The organism is Streptomyces sp. IBSNAI002 (assembly GCF_052244475.1).
In the GTDB taxonomy this organism is placed as follows: Bacteria; Actinomycetota; Actinomycetes; order Streptomycetales; family Streptomycetaceae; genus Streptomyces.
Window position 1 is genome coordinate 3,522,749 of sequence record NZ_JBQPXG010000002.1, and the last position, 19,335, is coordinate 3,542,083.

The 19,335-nt window shown below is 73.4% G+C and carries 14 protein-coding genes; 7 read left to right on the forward strand and 7 right to left on the reverse strand.

The genetic code is table 11. The features are described 5' to 3' along the window. Nucleotides 1-59: 59 nt before the first annotated feature. The 4 genes from smpB to ftsE all read right to left on the reverse strand — a co-directional run bounded on the left by smpB (nucleotide 60) and on the right by ftsE (nucleotide 3,500). Nucleotides 60-545 (reverse strand): SsrA-binding protein SmpB, encoded by a 486-nt coding sequence (gene smpB / locus ACTVZO_RS17100; protein ID WP_361761784.1) that lies wholly within the window; start codon nucleotides 543-545, stop codon nucleotides 60-62. 18 nt (nucleotides 546-563) lie between these two features. Continuing rightward, nucleotides 564-1,763 carry a S41 family peptidase gene (locus tag ACTVZO_RS17105; RefSeq protein WP_443299202.1) on the reverse strand — a complete coding sequence of 400 codons (1,200 nt, stop codon included), beginning with the start codon at nucleotides 1,761-1,763 and terminating at the stop codon, nucleotides 564-566. Between the two features lie 67 nt (nucleotides 1,764-1,830). Continuing rightward, nucleotides 1,831-2,793: a permease-like cell division protein FtsX gene (ftsX, locus tag ACTVZO_RS17110; RefSeq protein WP_443299203.1), complete on the reverse strand. Its 963-nt coding sequence runs from the start codon at nucleotides 2,791-2,793 to the stop codon at nucleotides 1,831-1,833. Nucleotides 2,794-2,810: 17 nt separating this feature from the next. Continuing rightward, nucleotides 2,811-3,500: a cell division ATP-binding protein FtsE gene (gene ftsE, locus ACTVZO_RS17115; protein ID WP_069923855.1), complete on the reverse strand. Its 690-nt coding sequence runs from the start codon at nucleotides 3,498-3,500 to the stop codon at nucleotides 2,811-2,813. 255 nt (nucleotides 3,501-3,755) lie between these two features. Here ftsE and ACTVZO_RS17120 point away from each other — a divergent pair, with 255 nt between their 5' ends. After that, nucleotides 3,756-3,947: a hypothetical protein gene (locus ACTVZO_RS17120; protein ID WP_069920483.1), complete on the forward strand. Its 192-nt coding sequence runs from the start codon at nucleotides 3,756-3,758 to the stop codon at nucleotides 3,945-3,947. Nucleotides 3,948-4,047: 100 nt separating this feature from the next. On the opposite strand, the gene prfB is transcribed toward ACTVZO_RS17120, so the two are convergent. Continuing rightward, on the reverse strand, nucleotides 4,048-5,157 hold the full coding sequence (prfB, locus tag ACTVZO_RS17125) for a peptide chain release factor 2 (RefSeq protein ID WP_443299204.1): 1,110 nt from the start codon (nucleotides 5,155-5,157) through the stop codon (nucleotides 4,048-4,050). Between the two features lie 328 nt (nucleotides 5,158-5,485). Here prfB and ACTVZO_RS17130 point away from each other — a divergent pair, with 328 nt between their 5' ends. Further along, the gene (locus ACTVZO_RS17130) at nucleotides 5,486-6,499 is read left to right on the forward strand and encodes an isopenicillin N synthase family dioxygenase (protein WP_443299205.1); all 1,014 of its coding nucleotides are present in this window, start codon (nucleotides 5,486-5,488) and stop codon (nucleotides 6,497-6,499) included. Between the two features lie 102 nt (nucleotides 6,500-6,601). On the opposite strand, the gene ACTVZO_RS17135 is transcribed toward ACTVZO_RS17130, so the two are convergent. After that, nucleotides 6,602-7,873, reverse strand: a complete 1,272-nt coding sequence (locus tag ACTVZO_RS17135) for a serine/threonine-protein kinase (RefSeq protein ID WP_443299206.1) — start codon at nucleotides 7,871-7,873, stop codon at nucleotides 6,602-6,604. A 159-nt stretch (nucleotides 7,874-8,032) separates the two neighbouring features. After that, complete coding sequence (locus ACTVZO_RS17140; RefSeq protein ID WP_443299207.1) at nucleotides 8,033-9,775, reverse strand: protein kinase domain-containing protein; 1,743 nt, start codon at nucleotides 9,773-9,775, stop codon at nucleotides 8,033-8,035. A gap of 414 nt (nucleotides 9,776-10,189) precedes the next feature. On the opposite strand from ACTVZO_RS17140, the gene ACTVZO_RS17145 reads away from it, so the two are divergent. The 5 genes from ACTVZO_RS17145 (at nucleotide 10,190) to ACTVZO_RS17165 (ending at nucleotide 19,330) form a co-directional block, all read left to right on the forward strand. Then, nucleotides 10,190-13,135 (forward strand): FHA domain-containing protein, encoded by a 2,946-nt coding sequence (locus ACTVZO_RS17145; RefSeq protein ID WP_443299208.1) that lies wholly within the window; start codon nucleotides 10,190-10,192, stop codon nucleotides 13,133-13,135. Between the two features lie 153 nt (nucleotides 13,136-13,288). Then, complete coding sequence (locus tag ACTVZO_RS17150) at nucleotides 13,289-14,650, forward strand: ABC transporter substrate-binding protein (RefSeq protein WP_443299209.1); 1,362 nt, start codon at nucleotides 13,289-13,291, stop codon at nucleotides 14,648-14,650. 4 nt (nucleotides 14,651-14,654) lie between these two features. Next, entirely contained in the window at nucleotides 14,655-16,019 is a 1,365-nt protein-coding gene (locus ACTVZO_RS17155; protein WP_443299210.1) for a carbohydrate ABC transporter permease, read from the forward strand. After that, nucleotides 16,016-16,912 (forward strand): carbohydrate ABC transporter permease, encoded by an 897-nt coding sequence (locus ACTVZO_RS17160; protein WP_443299211.1) that lies wholly within the window; start codon nucleotides 16,016-16,018, stop codon nucleotides 16,910-16,912. The genes ACTVZO_RS17155 and ACTVZO_RS17160 overlap by 4 nt, the downstream gene beginning before the upstream one ends. 165 nt (nucleotides 16,913-17,077) lie before the next feature. Continuing rightward, a complete protein-coding gene (locus tag ACTVZO_RS17165; protein ID WP_443299212.1) occupies nucleotides 17,078-19,330 on the forward strand; it encodes a bifunctional glycosyltransferase/CDP-glycerol:glycerophosphate glycerophosphotransferase in 2,253 nt (750 codons plus the stop codon). Nucleotides 19,331-19,335 lie beyond the last annotated feature (5 nt).

The following is a 19,335-nucleotide window of genomic DNA, read 5'->3' on the forward strand; positions in this document are numbered from 1 at the left end:
CCGCGAGCGGCGGGTGCTGACGCCATGGTACGCGAAGTGGACCACCGCGTGCCAGGAGATTAAACCGTACCCCGCTGCTTGCGCCGGATCGCCGAGATCGCCCGGTTCGTCTCGCGGGTGTCCTGCTTCTCCCGGAGCGTCTGCCGCTTGTCGTACTCCTTCTTGCCCTTGGCCAGCGCGATCTCGACCTTCGCGCGGCCGTCCTTGAAGTACAGCGACAAGGGCACGATCGTGTGACCCGTCTCCTCCGACTTGCGCTCCAGCTTGTCGATCTCCTCCCGGTGCATGAGGAGCTTGCGCTTGCGGCGGGCGCTGTGGTTGGTCCAGGTGCCCTGGCTGTACTCGGGCACGTGCACGTTGTAGAGCCACGCCTCGCGGCCCTCCACCGACACGAAGCCGTCGACCAGCGAGGCCCGGCCCTGGCGCATGGACTTGACCTCGGTCCCCGTGAGCACGAGACCGCACTCGTAGGTGTCGAGGATCGTGTAGTCGTGCCGCGCCTTCTTGTTCTGGGCGATCAGCTTGCGCCCTTTTTCCTTAGCCATAGTGCGGTCATTTTCGCACTACGGACCCACCCCGAGGCCACTCAATACCTGCGCGGCCCGCTCCTCGACGCCCGCACCCGCCGCCACGTCGGGGGTGATGCCGCCGCCGTCCAGGCTGCGGCCGCCCGGCGTGCGGTACGTGCCCACCGTCAGCTCGGCCACCGAACCGTCCGGGAGCTCCGTCGGCATCTGCACCGAGCCCTTGCCGAAGGTCCTGGAGCCCACCGCCACCGCCCGGCCGCGGTCCTGGAGGGCGCCGGTCACCAGCTCGGCCGCGCTCATCGTGCCACCGTCCACCAGGGCCACCAGCGGCCGGCCGGTGTCCCCGCCCGGGTCCGCGTACAGGGCGCGCTGATCGCCCCGTACGTCGTACGTCGCCACCAGACCGCCGTCCAGGAAGGCGGAGGCCGCCTTCACCGCCTCCGCGACCAGCCCGCCCGGATTGCCGCGCAGGTCGAGCATGACCCCGGCGCCGGGCGGGGCCGCGCGCACGGCGGCCTTGACCCGCTCGCCCGAACCGCGGGTGAAGGAGGCCACCTTGATGACGGTGATCCCGTCGCGGAGCTGCCGTACGGTCACCGGCTCGGTGCGCAGCTGCTCGCGGCGGACGGTCTCGGTGAGGTCGGCGCCGTCGCGGCTCAGGTTCAGCACGACGGGGGTGTCGGCCCGGCCGCGCAGCAGGGCGATCACGTCGGCGACGGCGAGACCGGTGACGGCGTGCCCGTCGACGCTCAGCAGCCGGTCCCCGGCCCGTACGCCGGCCCGGGCGGCGGGGCCGGCGGGCTGGACCCGGTCGACCTCGATGCGGCCTTCGGCGCCGCGCCGGGCCCAGAGCCCGACCCCGGTCCAGCGGCCGTCGAGGCCCTCGGCGAAGGCGGCGTACTCGCCCTGGTCGTAGACGGTCCCCCAGCGGTCGCCGCTGCGGCTGACCACCTCCTGGGCGGCCTTCTTGCCGGACTTCCCGTCGGCGACGGCCTCGGCGGCGGCCCGGGCCACGGCCTCCCGGTCGGCGGTGCCGGTGGCTCTGGGCGGTTCGGGCGCGGAGGCCTCCGCGGTCTCGGCACGGACGGTGAGGGCGGCCGCGGTGTCCTCGCGGTCCCAGCAGCCGGTGCTCGCGGCGGCGGTGACGGCCGCAAGGAAGGCCAACGTCAAAGCGGCCCCGCGACGCAGGTCGCGGGGCCGCTGACAGAAGGCGGGAACACTCGGCAAGCCCAGCATGGCGCCGAGTCTAGGACAAGCCCCGCGCCGGTACGGATGGTTGACCGGACCGCTCACGGGGCGCTTGTCACACCTTCAGGTACTTGCGCAATGCGAGGAACGCGGCCACCGAGGGCATCAGGAGGCCGATGAAGAGCACGTACGGCAGCTTGGTGATGACGGAGGTCCAGCCCATGAAATCGATGATCTGGATCTTGTCCCGCAGGCCGACGCCATGGTCGATGACGAAGTACTGGCCCGAGACGAGCATCACGCAGGCGAACAGGGCGCCGATGAGCCCGGCGACGGCCGCCTCCATGATGAACGGGACCTGGATGTAGAAGCTGGAGGCACCCACCAGCCGCATGATCCCGGTCTCCCGCCTCCGGCTGAACGCGGAGACGCGCACCGTGTTGACGATCAGCAGCAGCGCCACGATCAGCATGATCAGCATGATGGCGAGCGCGGCGACGTTGAGGTAGTTGAGGATCTTGAAGAGGTCGTCGATGGCCTGGCGCTGGTCGTCGACGGTGTGGATGCCGTCCCGGCCGGTGAAGGCCGAGGTGACGACCTTGTACTTCTCCGGGTCCTTGAGCTTGACCCGGAAGGACTCCTGCATCTGGTCCGGGGTGATGGAGGAGGCCAGCGCCGTGTGGCCGTACTGCTCCTGGTAGTGCTTGTAGGCCTCGTCCGCCGATTCGTAGGCGACGGACTTCACCAGGGACATCTGCTTGAGCTCGGTCTCGATCTGCTTCTTCTGCTCGTCGGTCACCGCGCCCTTGCGACAGGTGGCGACCCCGAGGTCGCCCGACCCGGCCGCCTTGTTGGCGGCCTCGGTGGCCTGCTCGGCGTCCGACTTGTTGCAGAGGTAGATCGAGACGTTGGCCTTGTCGTACCAGTAGCCCTTCATCTTGCTGACCTGCTCGCGCATGAGCAGGGAGCCACCGAACAGGGCCAGCGACAGGGCCACGGAGATGATGACCGCGAAGGTCATGGTGAGATTGCGACGGAGACCGACGCCGATCTCCGACATGACGAACTGGGCGCGCATTGCGTCTCAGGGACCTTTCAGTGCTGGTAGCCGTAGACGCCGCGCGACTGGTCGCGCACGAGTCGGCCCTGTTCGAGTTCGATGACGCGCTTGCGCATCTGGTCGACGATCTGCTGGTCGTGGGTCGCCATGATCACGGTGGTGCCGGTCCGGTTGATCCGGTCCAGCAGCTTCATGATCCCGACGGAGGTCTGCGGGTCGAGGTTGCCGGTGGGCTCGTCCGCGATGAGCAGGGCGGGGCGGTTGACGAAGGCACGGGCGATGGCCACGCGCTGCTGCTCGCCGCCGGAGAGCTCGCCGGGCATCCGGTCTTCCTTGCCGCCGAGGCCGACGAGTTCCAGGACCTGCGGGACGGCCTTGCGGATCTCGCCGCGCGGCTTGCCGATGACCTCCTGCGCGAAGGCCACGTTCTCGGCCACCGTCTTGTTGGGCAGCAGGCGGAAGTCCTGGAAGACGGTGCCCAGCTGGCGGCGCATCTGCGGCACCTTCCAGTTGGAGAGCTTGGCGAGGTCCTTGCCCAGGACGTGGACCTGGCCGTGGCTCGCCCGCTCCTCGCGCAGGATGAGCCGCAGGAAGGTGGACTTGCCGGAGCCGGAGGAGCCGACCAGGAAGACGAACTCGCCCTTCGCGATGTCCAGGGAGACATCTCTGAGTGCGGGACGGTTCTGCTTCGGGTAGGACTTGGAGACGCTGTCGAATCGGATCACGGTGCACCACGGTCGCCGGGAGTAGGTGTGCGTGACCATACGCGAACGGGCGCGGGGTGTGGACCCGGCTACCGGAGATGCCCCTTTTATCCCTTGGTCCGGGAGGATCCGGAGCCGCTCGGGACCGCGATCGACCGGACGGGCCGCGCCGAATGCCGGCGAAGCTGGCACAGTGGTAGGGGGAACGGTCTCGTTCCCCGCCGCGTTGTAGTGGTAGTCGATGTCGCAGTGTGATGGGGACGAGAGGAGGAGCGCATGACATATGACCGGCTCGTGTGCGCGAACTGCGCCGCACCCGTAAGCCAGGGCCGCTGCCCTGTGTGCCGGGCGAACCGGGAGCGCCTCCAGCAGGAGGGCCCCTTCTCCGGCCTGAATCCCGTGGCGCTCATCGCCCTCATGGTGATCCTGGTGGCCGCGCTGGCGCTGGTGGCCCAGCAGACCGCGTAGACGTACCGATCATGGCGTACAGATCATGAAGAGTCCGTGCGATGCACGGCGAAAGGGCCCGGACATCAGGTGTCCGGGCCCTTTCCGCATGCCGGGGGGGTTACGCGGTCTGCTCCTGCTGCTTGCGCCAGCGGATGCCGGCCTCGAGGAAGCCGTCGATCTCGCCGTCGAGCACCGCCTGCGGGTTGCCGACCTCGAACTCCGTCCGCAGGTCCTTGACCATCTGGTACGGGTGCAGGACGTAGGACCGCATCTGGTTGCCCCAGGAGCTGCCGCCGTCCTTGAGGGCGTCCATCCTGGCCTGCTCCTCCTGACGGCGCCGCTCGAGCAGCTTGGCCTGGAGGACGTTCATCGCGCTGGCCTTGTTCTGGATCTGCGAGCGCTCGTTCTGGCAGGAGACCACGATGCCGGTCGGGATGTGCGTGATGCGCACGGCCGAGTCGGTCGTGTTGACGCCCTGGCCGCCGGGGCCGGAGGCACGGTACACGTCGATGCGCAGCTCGGTCTCGTCGATCTCGACGTGGTCGCTGGTCTCGACGACCGGCAGCACCTCGACGCCCGCGAAGGAGGTCTGGCGGCGGCCCTGGTTGTCGAAGGGCGAGATCCGCACGAGGCGGTGGGTGCCCTGTTCCACGGAGAGGGTGCCGTAGGCGTACGGGGCCTTGACGACGAAGGTGGTCGACTTGATGCCGGCCTCTTCCGCGTACGAGGTCTCGTAGACCTCGGTGGGGTAGCCGTGCCGCTCGGCCCAGCGCAGGTACATGCGCTGGAGGCGCTCGGCGAAGTCGGAGGCGTCGACGCCGCCGGCCTCGGCACGGATGTTGACCAGGGCCTCGCGCTCGGCGTACTCGCCGGAGAGCAGGGTCCGGACCTCCATCTCGTCCAGGGCCTTGCGTACGGAGACCAGCTCCGCCTCGGCCTCCGCGAGGGTGTCCGCGTCGTCCATCTCCTGGGCGAGGTCGAACAGCACCGAGAGGTCGTCGATGCGCCCGCGCAGGGTCTCGGTCTTGCGGACCTCTGCCTGGAGGTGGGAAAGCTTGCTCGTGATCTTCTGAGCGGCCTCCGGGTCGTCCCACAGGGACGGCGCGGCGGCCTGCTCCTCGAGCACGGCGATATCTGCCCTCAGCTTGTCGAGGTCCAGGACGGCCTCGATCGACCCCATGGTCGAGGAGAGGGACTTCAGCTCTTCGGAAACATCGACGACTGCCACGGGTCCAGCGTAGCCGGTCCGCGGCCGGGGCCGTCCGGGCAGGCCGGATCACCCGTACTGATGAGCGCTCGCACGGGCGTACGCTCACCGTATGACCGTTCTCTTCGTCACGCGCCTCGTGAAGCGCCGGCATGTCGACCACATGCGCGTCACGACGTCGAGCTGTCTGCCGCCGGACCATCCCCAAGCCTGATCCACACCGATCCGACTTGGTCCTGTACGCGGCCCAAGCGGTCCCGGCGCCATCCCTGCCGGCGGCCCTCCCCACCCGCGGCCCCCGCCACCCGAAGGGGGAACAGGACCCCGTGACATCCGAAACGGAGCCGTCATGCCGTCCGCGCACCCGTCCCTTCCCGCCCTCCCCGTCCTGGACCTCTCCGAGGCGGACGACCCGGCCCGGCGGGCCGGATTCCTGAAGAAGCTGCACGCAGCGGCCAGGGACACCGGGTTCCTGCACCTCACCGGGCACGGGGTCACCGATGCCGAGAGCGCCCGCGTGCTGGAGCTGACCAGGGCCTTCTTCGCTCTTCCGGAGGCCGACCGGCTGACCGTGAGCAATCTGAACTCCCCGCACTTCCGCGGCTACACGCGGATCGGCCACGAGCTGACCGGCGGGGCCTCCGACTGGCGGGACCAGCTGGACGTGGGCGCGGAGCGGCCGGCGCCGGCGGTGGGGCCGCGGGACCCGGCGTACCTGTGGCTGGAGGGCCCGAACCAGTGGCCGGCGGCGCTGCCGGAGCTGCGGGGCGTGGTCCTGGACTGGCAGTCCCGGCTCGCCGGGGTCGCCCACCGGCTGCTCCGGGAGATCCTGGCGTCGATCGGCGCCCCGCCGGACTTCTTCGACGCGGCCTTCGCGGACCGCCCCCACCTGCACACGAAGCTGATCCGCTATCCGGGGTCCGACCCGACGGGCGCGGACCGGGGGGTCGGCGCGCACAAGGACTACGGCTTCCTGACCCTGCTCCTCCAGGACTCGGTGGGCGGCCTCCAGGTGGTCCGGGACGGCGGCTACGTCGACATCCCGCCGCTGCCCGGCGCGTTCGTGGTCAACCTGGGCGAGCTGCTGGAGATCGCGACGGAGGGCTACCTGACGGCGACGGACCACCGGGTGGTCAGCCCTCCGGGTGCGGTGGAGCGGTATTCGGTGCCGTTCTTCTACAACCCGCGGCTGGACGCGGTGGTGGAGACGGTGCCCGGGGAGTACCTCGCGCAGGCGCCGGGCGTCGCGCACGACGCGTCGAACCCGCTGCACGCGGAGTACGGGCGCAACGAGCTGAAGGGCTGGGTCCGCGCGCACCCCGCGGTGGCCCGGCGCTGGCACCCGGAGCTGGTCGCGGCGTAGGCGGCCGCCGGGCCCCGGGGCTCCGCCCGGACCCCGGACCCCGGGCCCCGGGCCCGGGCCCGGTGGCGGTGGCGGTGGCGGTGGCGGTGGCGCCTCGGACGCCTACGGGTTGCGGGGGCCCGACTGCTTGTGGTCCTGCCGGGGCTCCGGCTCCTCGCCCCCGGAAAGGGCCAGCCAGCTGCCCAGGCCGACCGCGGCGGCCAGGGCGACGGCCGCGGCCGACAGGGCCAGGCGCCGCTTGCGGGCGGCCTCCGCGCGGTGCCGGGCCGAGCCCGGGCGGTGGCCGCCCGCCGGGCGGGGCACCCGGGCCGTGCCCAGCGCGCCGCCCGCCAGCTCGTCCGGCCCCGGCACCCGCATCGAGGTGTGGGTGTCCCGGTTGGAGTCGGTCGCGGAGCCGGGGACCAGCGGGACCACGCCCCGCCGGCGGACCGGATCCGCGGCGGACGCGGCCGAAGCCGCGGACGGGGCGTCCGAGGGGTCCGGCTCCGGCTCCGCGTCGTCCGGCTCGTCCACGTCCAGCGGCGGCATCCCGGCCAGCAGCGGCAGCAGGTCCCGGAGGCGTACGGAGAGCTCCGAGGCGCGCAGCCGCGAGGCCGGCGCCTTGGCCAGGCACTGCACGATCAGCTGCCACAGCTCGTCGGGGATCCCCGGGAGCGGGACCACCGTCTCCGTGACGTGCCGCCGCAGCACCGCCCCGGGGTGGCCCCCGCCGAAGGGGGTGAATCCGGCCAGCAGCTCGTACAGCACCGTGGCCAGGGCGTATATGTCCACCGCCGCCCGCGGCGGCAGCCCCTCGACGATCTCCGGCGCCAGATAGTCCGGTGTGCCGATGATCCGCGTGGTCGGCGCCGAGGCCCGGCTCGCGGAGGCCCGCCGCGGGGTGTCGATCAGCTTGGCCACGCCGAAGTCGGTCAGCAGCGCCGGATGCGCTCCGCCCGGGCCGAGCGGGCCCTGCATGTCCAGCAGGACGTTCTCGGGCTTGACGTCGCGGTGGACGACCCCGGCCGCGTGCGCCGCGGCCAGCGCGTCCGCGACGTCCGCGACGATGGCCACGGCCGCCTCGGGGGCGAGCCTGCGCTCGCGGTCGAGGCGCGTGCGCAGGTCCGTACCGCGTACGAGGTCCATGACGAGGGCGAGGTCGTTGCCGTCGACGACGAGGTCGCGGACGGAGACCACGTGCGGATGCTCCAGGCCGAGCAGCGCGCTGCGCTCCTGGACGAACCGTCCGACCAGCTCCTGGTCGGAGGCGAGGTCCTCGCGCAGCAGTTTGACGGCGACGGGCCCGTCAGGCCCCTCGCCCAGCCACACCGTGCCCGCGCTGCCGCGGCCCAGGATCTGGTGCGCGGTGTACCGGCTGCCGATCTTCCGTGCCACGACTGCTCCCTCAGCGGCTGGCGTACGCACCAAAGCTACGCGGCCGGATGGGTGTTGGAGGCCAGCAGGGGCCCGGATTCGCGGCGACCTTCACTTCTGCGGGCGAAATCAGCCCCCAGAAGTCGACAAATCCACGAACTCGGCGCTACGGGGCCCGGTTCAGGGCTGGGTGGAGCCCGAGCTGTCCCCGAGGGAGCCCACCCAGTCGACGACGGCGGAGCCCATCGTCCACAGCTGGTCCCACCAGCCCCGGCCGGTGCCGACCCACTCCTGGAGCGGGGTGAGCTCCCAGACCAGCCAGCCCGCCACGACGAACAGCAGGATCATGACGAGGCAGCCCTTGAGGCAGCCGAGGCCGGGGATCCGTACCGGGTTGGCGCTGCGGCGGCGGGGCTCGCGCGGGGCCTGCTGCCGCGGCGGCGGACCCTGCGGGGGCTGCTGCTGCGGGGGCTGCTGCTGCGGCTGCGGCTGCCGGTACTGGGGCTGCTGCGGAGGCTGCGGCTGCTGGTACGGCTGCGGCTGGTGCTGCTGCGGCCGGTAGTGCTGCGGAGGCGGCGGGGGCGCGTACTGCTGCTGCGGAGGCCGCTGTTGGGGCTGCTGGGGCTGCCGGTATTGGGGCTGCTGCGGGTGCGGCTGCTGGTACTGCTGCTGCGGGGGCTGCTGGGGCCGGTGCTGCGGCGGAGGGGGCGCCTGCCGCTGCGGGCGGCGGCGCAGCGGGTCCTCGCTCGGATCGAGGTACTGGACCTGCGTCTGCTCGTTGCGGTCGCGGACGGCGCGCATCTGCGATTCCCACGGATGCGGCTGGTCCGGCTGCTGCACGGGCGGCATCACCGAGGTCGGGTCCGCCCCGCCGGCCGCGCCGACCGGCGGCATGACGCTGGTCATCGCGTTGGGGTCGTACGCGCCCATGGGCGAGCCGGCGCCCGCGGGCAGCACCTGCGTCGGGTCGGCGGAGCCGAGCACGCCCGGCGTCTCGGGGACGGGCGCCGGCGAGGGGTCGGGCGCGAGCAGGGCGCCGACGCCGAGCGCGGCCTCCACCTCGGCCGCCGTGGAGTGCACGCCGATGCCGGCGGCGACCACGCGCAGTCCGCGGGCCAGGCTCTCGGCGCTGGGCCGCTCGTTCGGCTCCTTGCGCAGGCAGCGCTCGACGATGGTCCACAGCGGTTCGGGAACGGTCGCGGGGCGCTGCGGCTCCTCGCTGAGGTGGCGGTGGAGCACTTCGAGCGCCGTGCCGCCCGCGAACGGCGGCCGGCCGGTGAGCAGCTCGTAGAGCAGGATCCCGGCGCCGTAGATGTCGACGGCGGAGGTCTGCGGGCGGCCCTCGGCGGACTCGGGGGCCACGTAGGCCGGGGTGCCGACGAACTCGTGGGTGCGGGTCAGGCCCGGGGAGTCCGCGAGGCGGGCGATGCCGAAGTCGGTGAGCATCGGCCGCATCTGCCCGCCGCGCTCGTCGACGAGCACGTTGGCCGGCTTCAGGTCGCGGTGGACCACGCCGTCGGCGTGGCTGGCGGCGAGCGCGTCGGCGATCTGCGCGGTCAGCAGGCTCGCGGCGACGGGGGTGAAGGGCCCGTTCTCGCGCAGGTACTTGTGCAGGTCCGGGCCGTCGATCAGGTCCATGACCAGGGCCAGCAGATCGCCCTCGACCACCAGGTCGCGGGTGCGCACGATGTTGGGGTGCGTCAGGCGCAGCAGGACGGAGCGCTCCCGCAGGAAGCGCATGACGATGTCCGCGTCCTGGGCCAGCTCCTCCTTGAGGACCTTGATGGCCACGGTCTCGCCGGGCTGCCCGGCCACGGCCGCCTCGGCACCCGCGGTCTCTCGCTGGCGGGCACGCCAGACGGTGCCCGTGGCGCCGCGCCCGAGCGGCTCCTCGAGCAGGTACTTGCTGCCGACTGGCCGCACGTCTCGCGCTCCCCTGCTGTCGTCTTCTGTCGTCCGGATTTTCCGACCCACTCTAGGGGGTGTCCCCATGAAGGACGCCGGGTGCCGGAGGTTGGTTGCCGCACATATGTACGAAGAGTGATGTTTGGGGGGTATGCCGGTGGCGATTTTCCCCTGCTCGGCGTCCGATCCGACCGCGGTCGGTGCCGCGCCGTGATCGATCAAGATCAATTGTCGGCGGGTGCCGGGCGTGTTGTCCGTGACAGGTGCGAGGATGCACCCGTACGGAACGGCACGGGCGGGAGCCGCGCCTTCCGGCAGACCTGACCGGACGACGCGTCCGTGCCGGGCGGGGGGCGGTCGGGCAGCGGTGCGCCGGCGTTTCCCTGCCGGGCGCACACACCGCGCACCGCGCAGAAGGGACCGCTGACGGCGATGCAGATCCGGTTGACCGTCCTTGGGTCGCGCAGCGGCCACCAGCCCTCGACCGCCCCCGTGAGCTGTGACGTACTCGTCACCGCGCCCGTGGGCACCGCGCTGGCCGCGGTCGCCTCCGGGCTCGCGGCGACCGTCGGCGGACCGGACACCGGGGGCACGGTCGTCCTCTACGCCGGAGCCGAGCGGCTCGACCTCCAGCGGCGGATCCTGGGCGAACCCCCGCTGGTGGACGGGGCGGTGGTGGCCCTGCACGGCCCGGTCCCGGACGTACTGCCCGAGGAGAGCCCGGGCGCGCCCCAACTGCACGTGGTGTCCGGGCCCGACGCGGGCGGGGTGCACCTGCTGCACAGCGGGCAGATCAAGGTGGGCCGCTCCGCCGACGCCGACGTCCCGCTGGACGACCCCGACGTGTCCCGGCTGCACTGCACGGTGACCGTGCTGCGGGACGGGCGGGCGGCGGTGGCCGACCTGGACTCGACGAACGGCACCACGCTGGACGGCGCCCCCGTGGGACCGCAGGCGGTGGCCCTGCCGCCGGGCGCGCTGCTGCGGGTGGGCGAGTCCACCCTGCGGCTGGCTGCCGCGGCCGCCGCCCCGCTGCCCGTGACCCCGGACCTGGAGGGCCACCTGGCCCTCGGCGGCCGCGGCCCGGCGGCCCCCGCCGTGACCGGCCCGCCCGCGCCCCGTCCCGGCCTGCCCGGCACGCAGTGGACCGGCACCCCCGGCTCGGCGCCGGACCCGTACGCCGGGGACGCCGCCGCCGGACAGCCCGGGCCCGCACCCGAGCCCGGCCCCGCCGCCGCGGGCGCTCCGGACGGACCGGCCGCCGGCCGCCGCAAGGGCCTCGGCGCCTGGGCCCGCAAGTGGGTGCGCGGCGAGGAGCCCGCCGAGGCTCCGGCCGGGCCCGCTGCCGTGGCCGTCGCCGCCGCCCCCGACGCCGACGACCCGGCCGCGCTGCTGCTGGCCGCGCTGGGGCCCACCGAACGGCTGTGGTCCCGTACGCCGGGGCACTCCGCGGTACTGGAGGTGGGACTCGGCGCGGGCAGCCGGGTGTCCCTGCGCGCGGTCGGGGCCCTCGGCATCGCCGGCCCGCGCGCCCGGCTGACGGGCCTGGCCCGCTGTGTGGTCGCGCAGCTGGCCGCCCTGCACGCCCCGGCGCAGCTGGAGATCGTGCTGGTCTGCACCGACCGGGCGCGCACCCTGCCCGAACGGCGCCGCGACTGGGGCTGGCTGGGCTGGCTGCCCCACGTACGGCCCGCGCACGGCCAGGACTGCCGGCTGCTCCTCGCGTACGACCGCGACCAGGCGGCCGCCCGCGCCGGCGAGCTGACCCGGCGCCTCGACGACGGCCCGCTCGGTACGCACTGGGCCGCCGCCGACCCCGAGCGGGTGCGGCAGGCCGCCGAGGCCTACGAGGGCCCGTACACCCTGCTCGTCCTGGACGGCGATCCCGGCTCCGGCGCCCTGCGCGACATCACCGGCCGGCTCGCCTCGCACGGCCCGGCCGCCGGAATCCACGTCCTCGCGCTGGCCGAGGCCCCGCCCGCCACCCCCGCGTCCCCCCTCGCCGAGACGTACGAGGCGGCCTGCGCGAACGCCCCGGCCTTCCGGGACTGCGGCGCGGTCGCCCTGCTCAGCGGGGACGTGGCCACGACCGTACGGACCTTCGCGGTCCGCGGCGGCCGGCCGGCCCCGAGCGGCGAGACGGCCACCGCCGACGCCGTGTCCGCGGCCTGGGCCGAGCGCTTCGCCCGCGCCCTGGCGCCGCTGCGCCCCGAGGGCGCGGGCACCGCCGAGCCGTACCGGCCGGCCGCCGCCACCCTGCCCGCGACGGCCCGGCTGCTCGACGAGCTGGGGCTGGCGCGGGCCACCCCGGCCTCCCTGATGGCCCGTTGGGCCGCGGCCACCGAGCAGGGGCAGGGGGTGGGCGGCCTGGTCGAGCTGGTGCTGGGCAGCGGACGGCGCGGCCCCGTCGGCACCGAACTGGTCCACGACGGCCCGCACCTGCTCATCGAGGGCCCGGCCGGCAGCGGGCGGACCGAACTGCTGCGGTCGGTGGCCGCCTCGCTGTCGGCGGGCGCCCGGCCCGACCGGCTCGGGCTGGTCCTGGTCGACGGGGCGGGCGGCGAGCGCGGCGACGGGCTGGCGCCCTGCACCGACCTCCCGCACGTCTCGGCCCACCTGGTGGCCTCGGATCCGGTGCGGATGCGGGAGTTCGCCCAGGCGCTGGGCGCGGAGCTCAAGCGCCGCGACGAACTGCTGGAGGGGGCGCCGTTCGCCGAGTGGCACGCACGGCGCGAGGTCTCCGACCGGATGGTCGCGCCCCGCCGGCCCACGGAGGGCGAACTGCGCGGCGACCTCGACCCGCAGCGCACGGGCACGCTGCGGCTGCGCTCTTCCCTGTCGGCCTCCCGTACCGACCCGGCCGGACCCAGTCCACTGCCCCGTCTGGTGGTGCTGGTGGACGACTTCGACGCGCTGGTCGCGCCGGGGCTCGGCAGCACCGGCCGCCCCGCCGCCGGTTCGGTGGTCCGCGCGCTGGAGGCGGTGGCCCGTGAGGGCGCCCGCCTCGGGGTGCACCTGGTGGCCACCAGCGCCCGCCCGGACCGTACGGCCGACACCGTGCTGGCCCGGCTGTCGACCCTGCGCGTGGAGCTCGACGCCCCCGACCAGCCGGGCCCCGGCCGCGGCCTGCTCCGCTCTCCGGAAGGCCGGGCGGTGCCGTTCCAGGCGGGCCGGGTCACCGGCCGGATCCCCCGGACGGCGACCCTGCGGCCGACCGTGGTGCCGGTGGAGTGGGAGCGGATGGGCGACCCGCCGGCCCGCCGACCGGTGCGCGAGCTGGGCAACGGGCCGACCGACCTCGCCCTGCTGGCCAGCGCCCTGGACCGGGCCTCGCACCTGGTCTCGGCGATACCCGTGCTGTTCCCGGCCGCCCCGTAGGCGCCCTCCCGGCCGCTCCCCGGGCACGTCGCGCGGACCGCTTCGCGGGGCGCCCCGGCCCGGGCCCGCCCGCCCGAGGCGGTATTGCGGGGGCGCGCGGGTCGGCGTAGACCTTGTGGTCCGGGACACATCACGGGCATCGGGGGCACAGCCATGCGCAGGCACGGAACGAGCCGTACGACACTCAGCTGGGCGGCACTGGCCGCGGCGGGCGCGCTCACGCTCGGCGCGTGCGGCGGTGGCGACGGCGGGCGGGACCAGCCGGCCCCGGGCGGTGCGGAGCAGTCCCCCGGCGTGGCGTTACCCCGGCTGGACGGCGAGAAGCTGGAGGTCGCCGCGGTCTGGACGGGACCGGAGCAGGAGAACTTCACCAAGGTCCTGAAGGAGTTCGAGAAGCGGACGGGGGCCTCGGTCACCTTCGTCCCGGCCCAGGACCCGATCGTCACCTTCCTCGGTTCGAAGATCGCGGGCGGGGCGCCGCCGGACGTGGCGCTGCTCCCGCAGGTCGGGGCGCTGGTCTCGGCGGTGCAGAACAAGTGGGCGCAGCCGGTGGGCCCGGAGGCGCAGGCGCAGCTCGACAAGAACTACTCGGCGGGCTGGAAGACGCTCGGGGCCGTCGGGGGCACCCAGTACGGCGTCTACTACAAGGCCGCGAACAAGTCGCTGATCTGGTACAACGCGAAGGCCTTCGAGGCGGCGGGCGTCAAACCCCCGGAGACCTGGAAGGAGTTGCTGACCGCGGCCGACACCCTGTCCGCCTCGGGCACCCCGGCCGTCTCCGTGGCCGGCGCGGACGGCTGGACCCTCACCGACTGGTTCGAGAACGTCTACCTGTCGCAGGCCGGCCCGGAGAAGTACGACCAGTTGGCCAAGCACCAGATCAAGTGGACGGACGACAGCGTCAAGCAGGCCCTGACCACACTGGGCGAGCTGTTCGGGCGCAAGGACTTCCTGGCGGGCGGGCCGAGCGGGGCCCTGTCCACCGAGTTCCCGAAGTCGGTGACCCAGACCTTCACCGGCGGCGACCGGCCGGCGGCCGCGATGGTCTACGAGGGCGACTTCGTGGCGGTGAACATCGCGCAGACCGACGCGAAGATGGGCACGGACGCGCTCGTCTTCCCCTTCCCGGCCGTCGGCGCCAAGGCTCCGGTGGTCTCGGGCGGTGACGTGGCGGTGGCCCTGAAGCCGTCGAAGGGCGCGCAGGCGCTGCTGACCTTCCTGGCCTCGGCGGACGCGGCCGCCATCCAGGCGCGCGAGGGCGGTTTCATCTCCCCGAACAAGGCGGTCGACCCGGCCGCGTACCCCAACGACATCCAGCGCGACATCGCCAAGGCGCTGATCGCGGCGGGCGACGACTTCCGCTTCGACATGTCGGACCAGGCTCCGGCGGCCTTCGGCGGGACCCCGGGGGCGGGTGAGTGGAAGGCCCTCCAGGACTTCCTGGCGAACCCGTCGGACGTGGCGGGCACGCAGGCGAAACTGGAGGCGGATGCGGCCAAGGCCTACGGGAACTGATCCCGTGACGGCCAAAGTGACCGCCCCGGCCACCGCCACGGCCTCCGCCAAGACCGCCCCGGCGGGCCGGGGCCCCCGCTCGGCCGAGGCCCGGCGCCGGCGTCTGATCGCGGCGGCGTTCCTCCTGCCGGCCCTCGTGCTGCTGGGCGCGCTCGTCGTGCACCCGATCGGCTACTCCGTCTACCGCAGCTTCTTCGACCGCCCGGGGACCGGCTTCGTCGGCGGCGACAACTACCGGGAGATACTGAGCGACCCGACCATCCGCACCGCCCTGGGGAACACGGCCCTGTGGGTGGTGCTCGCACCGACCACGGCCACCGCCCTCGGCCTGATCTTCGCGGTGCTCACCGAACGGGTCCGCTGGGGAACGGCGTTCAAGCTGCTGGTGTTCATGCCGATGGCGATCTCGATGCTGGCGGCGGGCATCATCTTCCGGCTCGTCTACGACCACGACCCCGACCGGGGCGTCGCCAACGCGGTCTGGGTCGGGGTCCACGACACCTTCGCGGAGTCCTCGGCCTTCCCCAAGGCCCGCCCGGGCCGGGACTCCCCGCTGACGGACGCCGGCGGGGGCGCGTTCATGACGCGTGATCCGGTCCGCGCGGGCACCCCGGTGCTGCTGCCGCTGGTCGGCGTGGCCCCGGAGGCGCTGCCGGAGGGGACCCGTACGGCGCGGACGGCGGCGGCCGAGCCCGGGAAGGTCACCGGGACGGCCTGGCAGGACTTCACCCGCGGCGGGGGCGGCGTCACGAACACGGTCGACCCGGCCGAGCAGGCCTTCGCCGGGATGCGGATCGAGGCGGTCAAGGACGGCCGGGTCGTCGACACGGCGACGGCCCGCGCCGACGGCACCTTCACCCTGTCGGCGAAGGCCGACGGGGCGCAGCTGCGCCTGCCGGCGGCGAACTTCCGCGAGGCGTACGCGGGGGTCCAGTGGCTGGGCCCGGCGCTCGTGACCCCGGCGGTGATCGGGGCGTACGTATGGATGTGGGCCGGTTTCGCGATGGTGCTGATCGGGGCCGGGCTGGCGTCGGTACCGCGGGAGCTGCTGGAGGCGGCCCGGGTGGACGGGGCGAACGAGTGGCAGGTGTTCCGCCGGATCACCGTCCCGCTGCTCGGCCCGGTGCTGGTGGTGGTGCTGGTCACCCTCGTCATCAACGTGATGAAGGTCTTCGACCTGGTGTTCGTGATCGCGCCGGGGGCGGTGCAGGACGATGCGAACGTGCTCGCGCTCCAGCTGTACCGGACCTCCTTCGGCACGGACGCCGATCCGGGCCTGGGCAGCGCCATCGCCGTGCTGCTGCTGGTGCTGGTGGTCCCGGTGATGCTGGTGAACATCCGTCGGCTGCGGAAGGAGGGGTCCCGATGAGCCGTTCCGACGCGACGCCGGACCCGGTGGCCCCGTCCGCCAAGACCTCGTACGCCAAGGCCGTCTCCGCCCGGCTCGGCGCGGGCGCGGTGCGCGTGTTCCTGGTGGCGGCCGCGCTCTTCTGGCTGCTGCCCACGCTCGGCCTGCTGCTCTCCTCCTTCCTGTCCCCGGGCGACCTGAACAAGGGCGGCTGGTGGCAGGCGCTGACCGCGCCCGCGCGCCTGACGGCCGGCAACTACGAGCGGCTGCTGGCGAACGAGACGATCACCGCCTCGCTGCTGAACACGGTCGCGATCGCGGTCCCGGCCACCCTGCTCGTCCTGGTCCTGGGCGCCTTCGCCGGATACGCCTTCGCCTGGCTGGAGTTCCCCGGACGGGACTGGCTCTTCCTGGTCGTCGTCGGGCTGCTGGTCGTACCGGTCCAGGTGGCACTGATCCCGGTGTCCGAACTCTTCGGCTCCATCGGCCTGTTCGAGACCACCGCCGGCGTGGTGCTCTTCCACACCGCCTTCGGGCTGCCGTTCGCGGTGTTCCTGCTGCGGAACTTCTTCGCGGAGATCCCGCGCGAGCTGCTGGAGGCGGCCCGCCTGGACGGCGCGGGCGAACTGCGGCTGTTCGCACGGGTGGTGCTGCCGCTGGGCGGTCCGGCCATCGCCTCGCTCGGCATCTTCCAGTTCCTGTGGGTGTGGAACGACATGCTGGTCGCGCTCGTCTTCGCGGACTCGGCGAACCCGCCGGTGACGGTGGCGCTCCAGCAGCAGGTACGGCAGTTCGGCAACAACATCGACGTCCTCGCACCCGGCGCGTTCCTGTCGATGGTGATCCCGCTGATCGTCTTCTTCGCCTTCCAGCGGCAGTTCGTCTCGGGGGTGATGGCCGGGGCGATCAAGTAGCGGCGCACGGCGGCCCGGCGGCACCGCCCCGACGTGTGGTGTTGACGCTGCGTAACCCGAATGCCACACGCTGCGTAACCCGAACACCACACCCGGGGTTGCTCGGGGATACCACCCAGCGGTAGCTGGGGGAGCAATATGCCCGCGCCGACCCCTGGATGTGCCGTGCCCCGGTTCAGCGTCATCGTGCCCGCGTACAAGGTCCAGGCGTACCTCCAGGAGAGTCTGGACTCGGTCCTGACGCAGTCGTACCCGGATCTGGAACTGATCGCGGTCGACGACGCCTCCCCGGACGCCTGCGGCTCGATCATCGACGAGTACGCGGCCCGGGACCCGCGGGTGACGGCCGTGCACCTGGCGCACAATCTCGGGCTGGGCCCGGCCCGCAACGCGGGCCTGGCCCGGGCCACCGGCGACTACCTGGTCTTCCTCGACGGCGACGACACCCTGGCACCCGGCGCGCTCCAGGCCATCACCGACCGGCTGAAGGCCACCGGTTCCCCCGACGTCCTGGTCTACGACTACGCGCGCACCTTCTGGACCGGCGAACTGGTCCGCAACCGGCTCGCGCACCGGCTGTCCGAGGAGGGCCCGGCCAGCTTCCGGCTCGCCGACCGGCCGGCCCTGCTCGGCATGCTGATGGTGGTGTGGAACAAGGCGTACCGCCGCGAGTACGTGGAGCGCGAGGGCTTCGCGTTCCCGCCCGGCCTCTACGAGGACACCCCCTGGACCTACCCGGCGCTGCTGGCCGCGGAGTCCGTAGCCGTCCTGGACCGGGTCTGCGTCCACTACCGCCAGCGCCGCACCGGCTCGATCCTGACCACCTCCAGCCGGCGCCACCTCGACCTCTTCGACCAGTACGACCGGGTCTTCGGCTACCTCGCGGGCCGCCCCGAGCTGGAGCGCTGGCGCCCCGCCGTGCACCGGCGGATGGCCGAGCACTTCTGCGCCCTGTACGCCGACCCGCGCCGCCTCCCGCGCGCGAGCCGGGCCGAGTTCTTCAGCCGGGCCTCCGCCCTGCTGCGCCGCTACCGGGCCCCGGGGGCCCGGGCCTCGTCCCTGTCGCGGACCGACCGGATCCGCCACCTGCTGATGCGGCTGGGCACCCGGCGCACGTACCGGCTGCTGTCGGCCCTGCGGTCGTGCGCGCTGGCGGCGGGCCGCGGCACGTCGGCCCTGTGGCGGGGGCTGCGCGAGAGCGCCCTGCGCCTCCACTACCGCACCCAGCGGCTGCTCCCGCTGCGCCCGGAGCTCGCGGTCTTCTCCGCGTACTGGCACGGCGGTTACGCCTGCAACCCGGCGGCGATCGAGGCGAAGCTGCGGGAGCTGGCGCCCGCCATGCGCACGGCCTGGATCTGCGACCCGCGGCACGCCGCGACCCTCCCCCGGGAGACCGCCCTGCTGCGCCCGGGCTCGGCTGCGTACTGGTCGGCCCTGGCCAGGGCCACGTACCTGGTGACGAACGTCAACTGCGAGCGGGCCCTGGTCAAGCGCCCCGGCCAGATCGTGGTCCAGACCCAGCACGGCACGCCCCTCAAGCGGGTCGGGCTGGACCTCCAGGACCGGCCCGCGGCCACCCCGACCCCGGACTTCGCGGGGCTGCTGCGCGGTGCCGACCAGTGGGACTACCTGCTCTCGGCGAACCGGCACTCCACCCTGGTGTGGGAGAAGGCCGTCCCCTCGGCGTACACCACCCTCGAGTACGGCTACCCGCGCAACGACGTCTTCCACCGGGCCACCCAGGCCGACGTCCTGGAACTGCGCGAACGCCTCGGCATCCCGGCGGGCTCCACGGCGATCCTGTACGCGCCGACCCACCGCGACTACCGGCGCAGCCGCCCGGACCACCTGGACTTCGAGCGGGTCCTGCGCGACCTGGGCCCGCGCTTCACGATCCTGGCCCGCACCCACCTCACGTACGCGGACGCGCAGGGGCCGGCGGAGTCCCACCCGCGCCTGCTGGACGTCTCCTCACACCCCTCGGTGGAGGAACTCTGCCTGGCCTCCGACGCGCTGGTCACGGACTACTCGTCCCTGATGTTCGACTACGCGGCGCTGGACCGCCCGATCGTGATCCACGCGGACGACTGGGAGGCGTACGAGGCGGCCCGCGGCACGTACTTCGACCTGCGCGCGTGCCCGCCGGGCGCGATCGCCCGGACCGAGGACGAACTGGTCGACATCTTCACGACGGGCCACTGGCAGGGCTCCCGCTCGGCCCAGCTCCGCGCGGCCTTCCGCACGCGCTTCTGCCAGTACGACGACGGCCACGCGGCGGAGCGCGTGGTCCGCCGGATCTTCCTGGGCCAGCCCACCCCGATCCCGGCGATCACCCCCCTCCAGGACCGCCGCCCCACCCCCACGGCCCCGACCCCGACCCCCACCCCGGAACCAACCCTGGCCCACGTCTGGCCGTAGCCGGC

Bases quoted from the DNA above. Each gene is read 5' to 3' on its own strand.
- smpB (WP_361761784.1), bottom strand. From the start codon at position 545: ATGGCTAAGGAAAAAGGGCGCAAGCTGATCGCCCAGAACAAGAAGGCG.
- ACTVZO_RS17105 (WP_443299202.1), bottom strand. From the start codon at position 1,763: ATGCTGGGCTTGCCGAGTGTTCCCGCCTTCTGTCAGCGGCCCCGCGAC.
- ftsX (WP_443299203.1), bottom strand. From the start codon at position 2,793: ATGCGCGCCCAGTTCGTCATGTCGGAGATCGGCGTCGGTCTCCGTCGC.
- ACTVZO_RS17120 (WP_069920483.1), top strand. From the start codon at position 3,756: ATGACATATGACCGGCTCGTGTGCGCGAACTGCGCCGCACCCGTAAGC.
- ACTVZO_RS17130 (WP_443299205.1), top strand. From the start codon at position 5,486: ATGCCGTCCGCGCACCCGTCCCTTCCCGCCCTCCCCGTCCTGGACCTC.
- ACTVZO_RS17145 (WP_443299208.1), top strand. From the start codon at position 10,190: ATGCAGATCCGGTTGACCGTCCTTGGGTCGCGCAGCGGCCACCAGCCC.
- ACTVZO_RS17150 (WP_443299209.1), top strand. From the start codon at position 13,289: ATGCGCAGGCACGGAACGAGCCGTACGACACTCAGCTGGGCGGCACTG.
- ACTVZO_RS17160 (WP_443299211.1), top strand. From the start codon at position 16,016: ATGAGCCGTTCCGACGCGACGCCGGACCCGGTGGCCCCGTCCGCCAAG.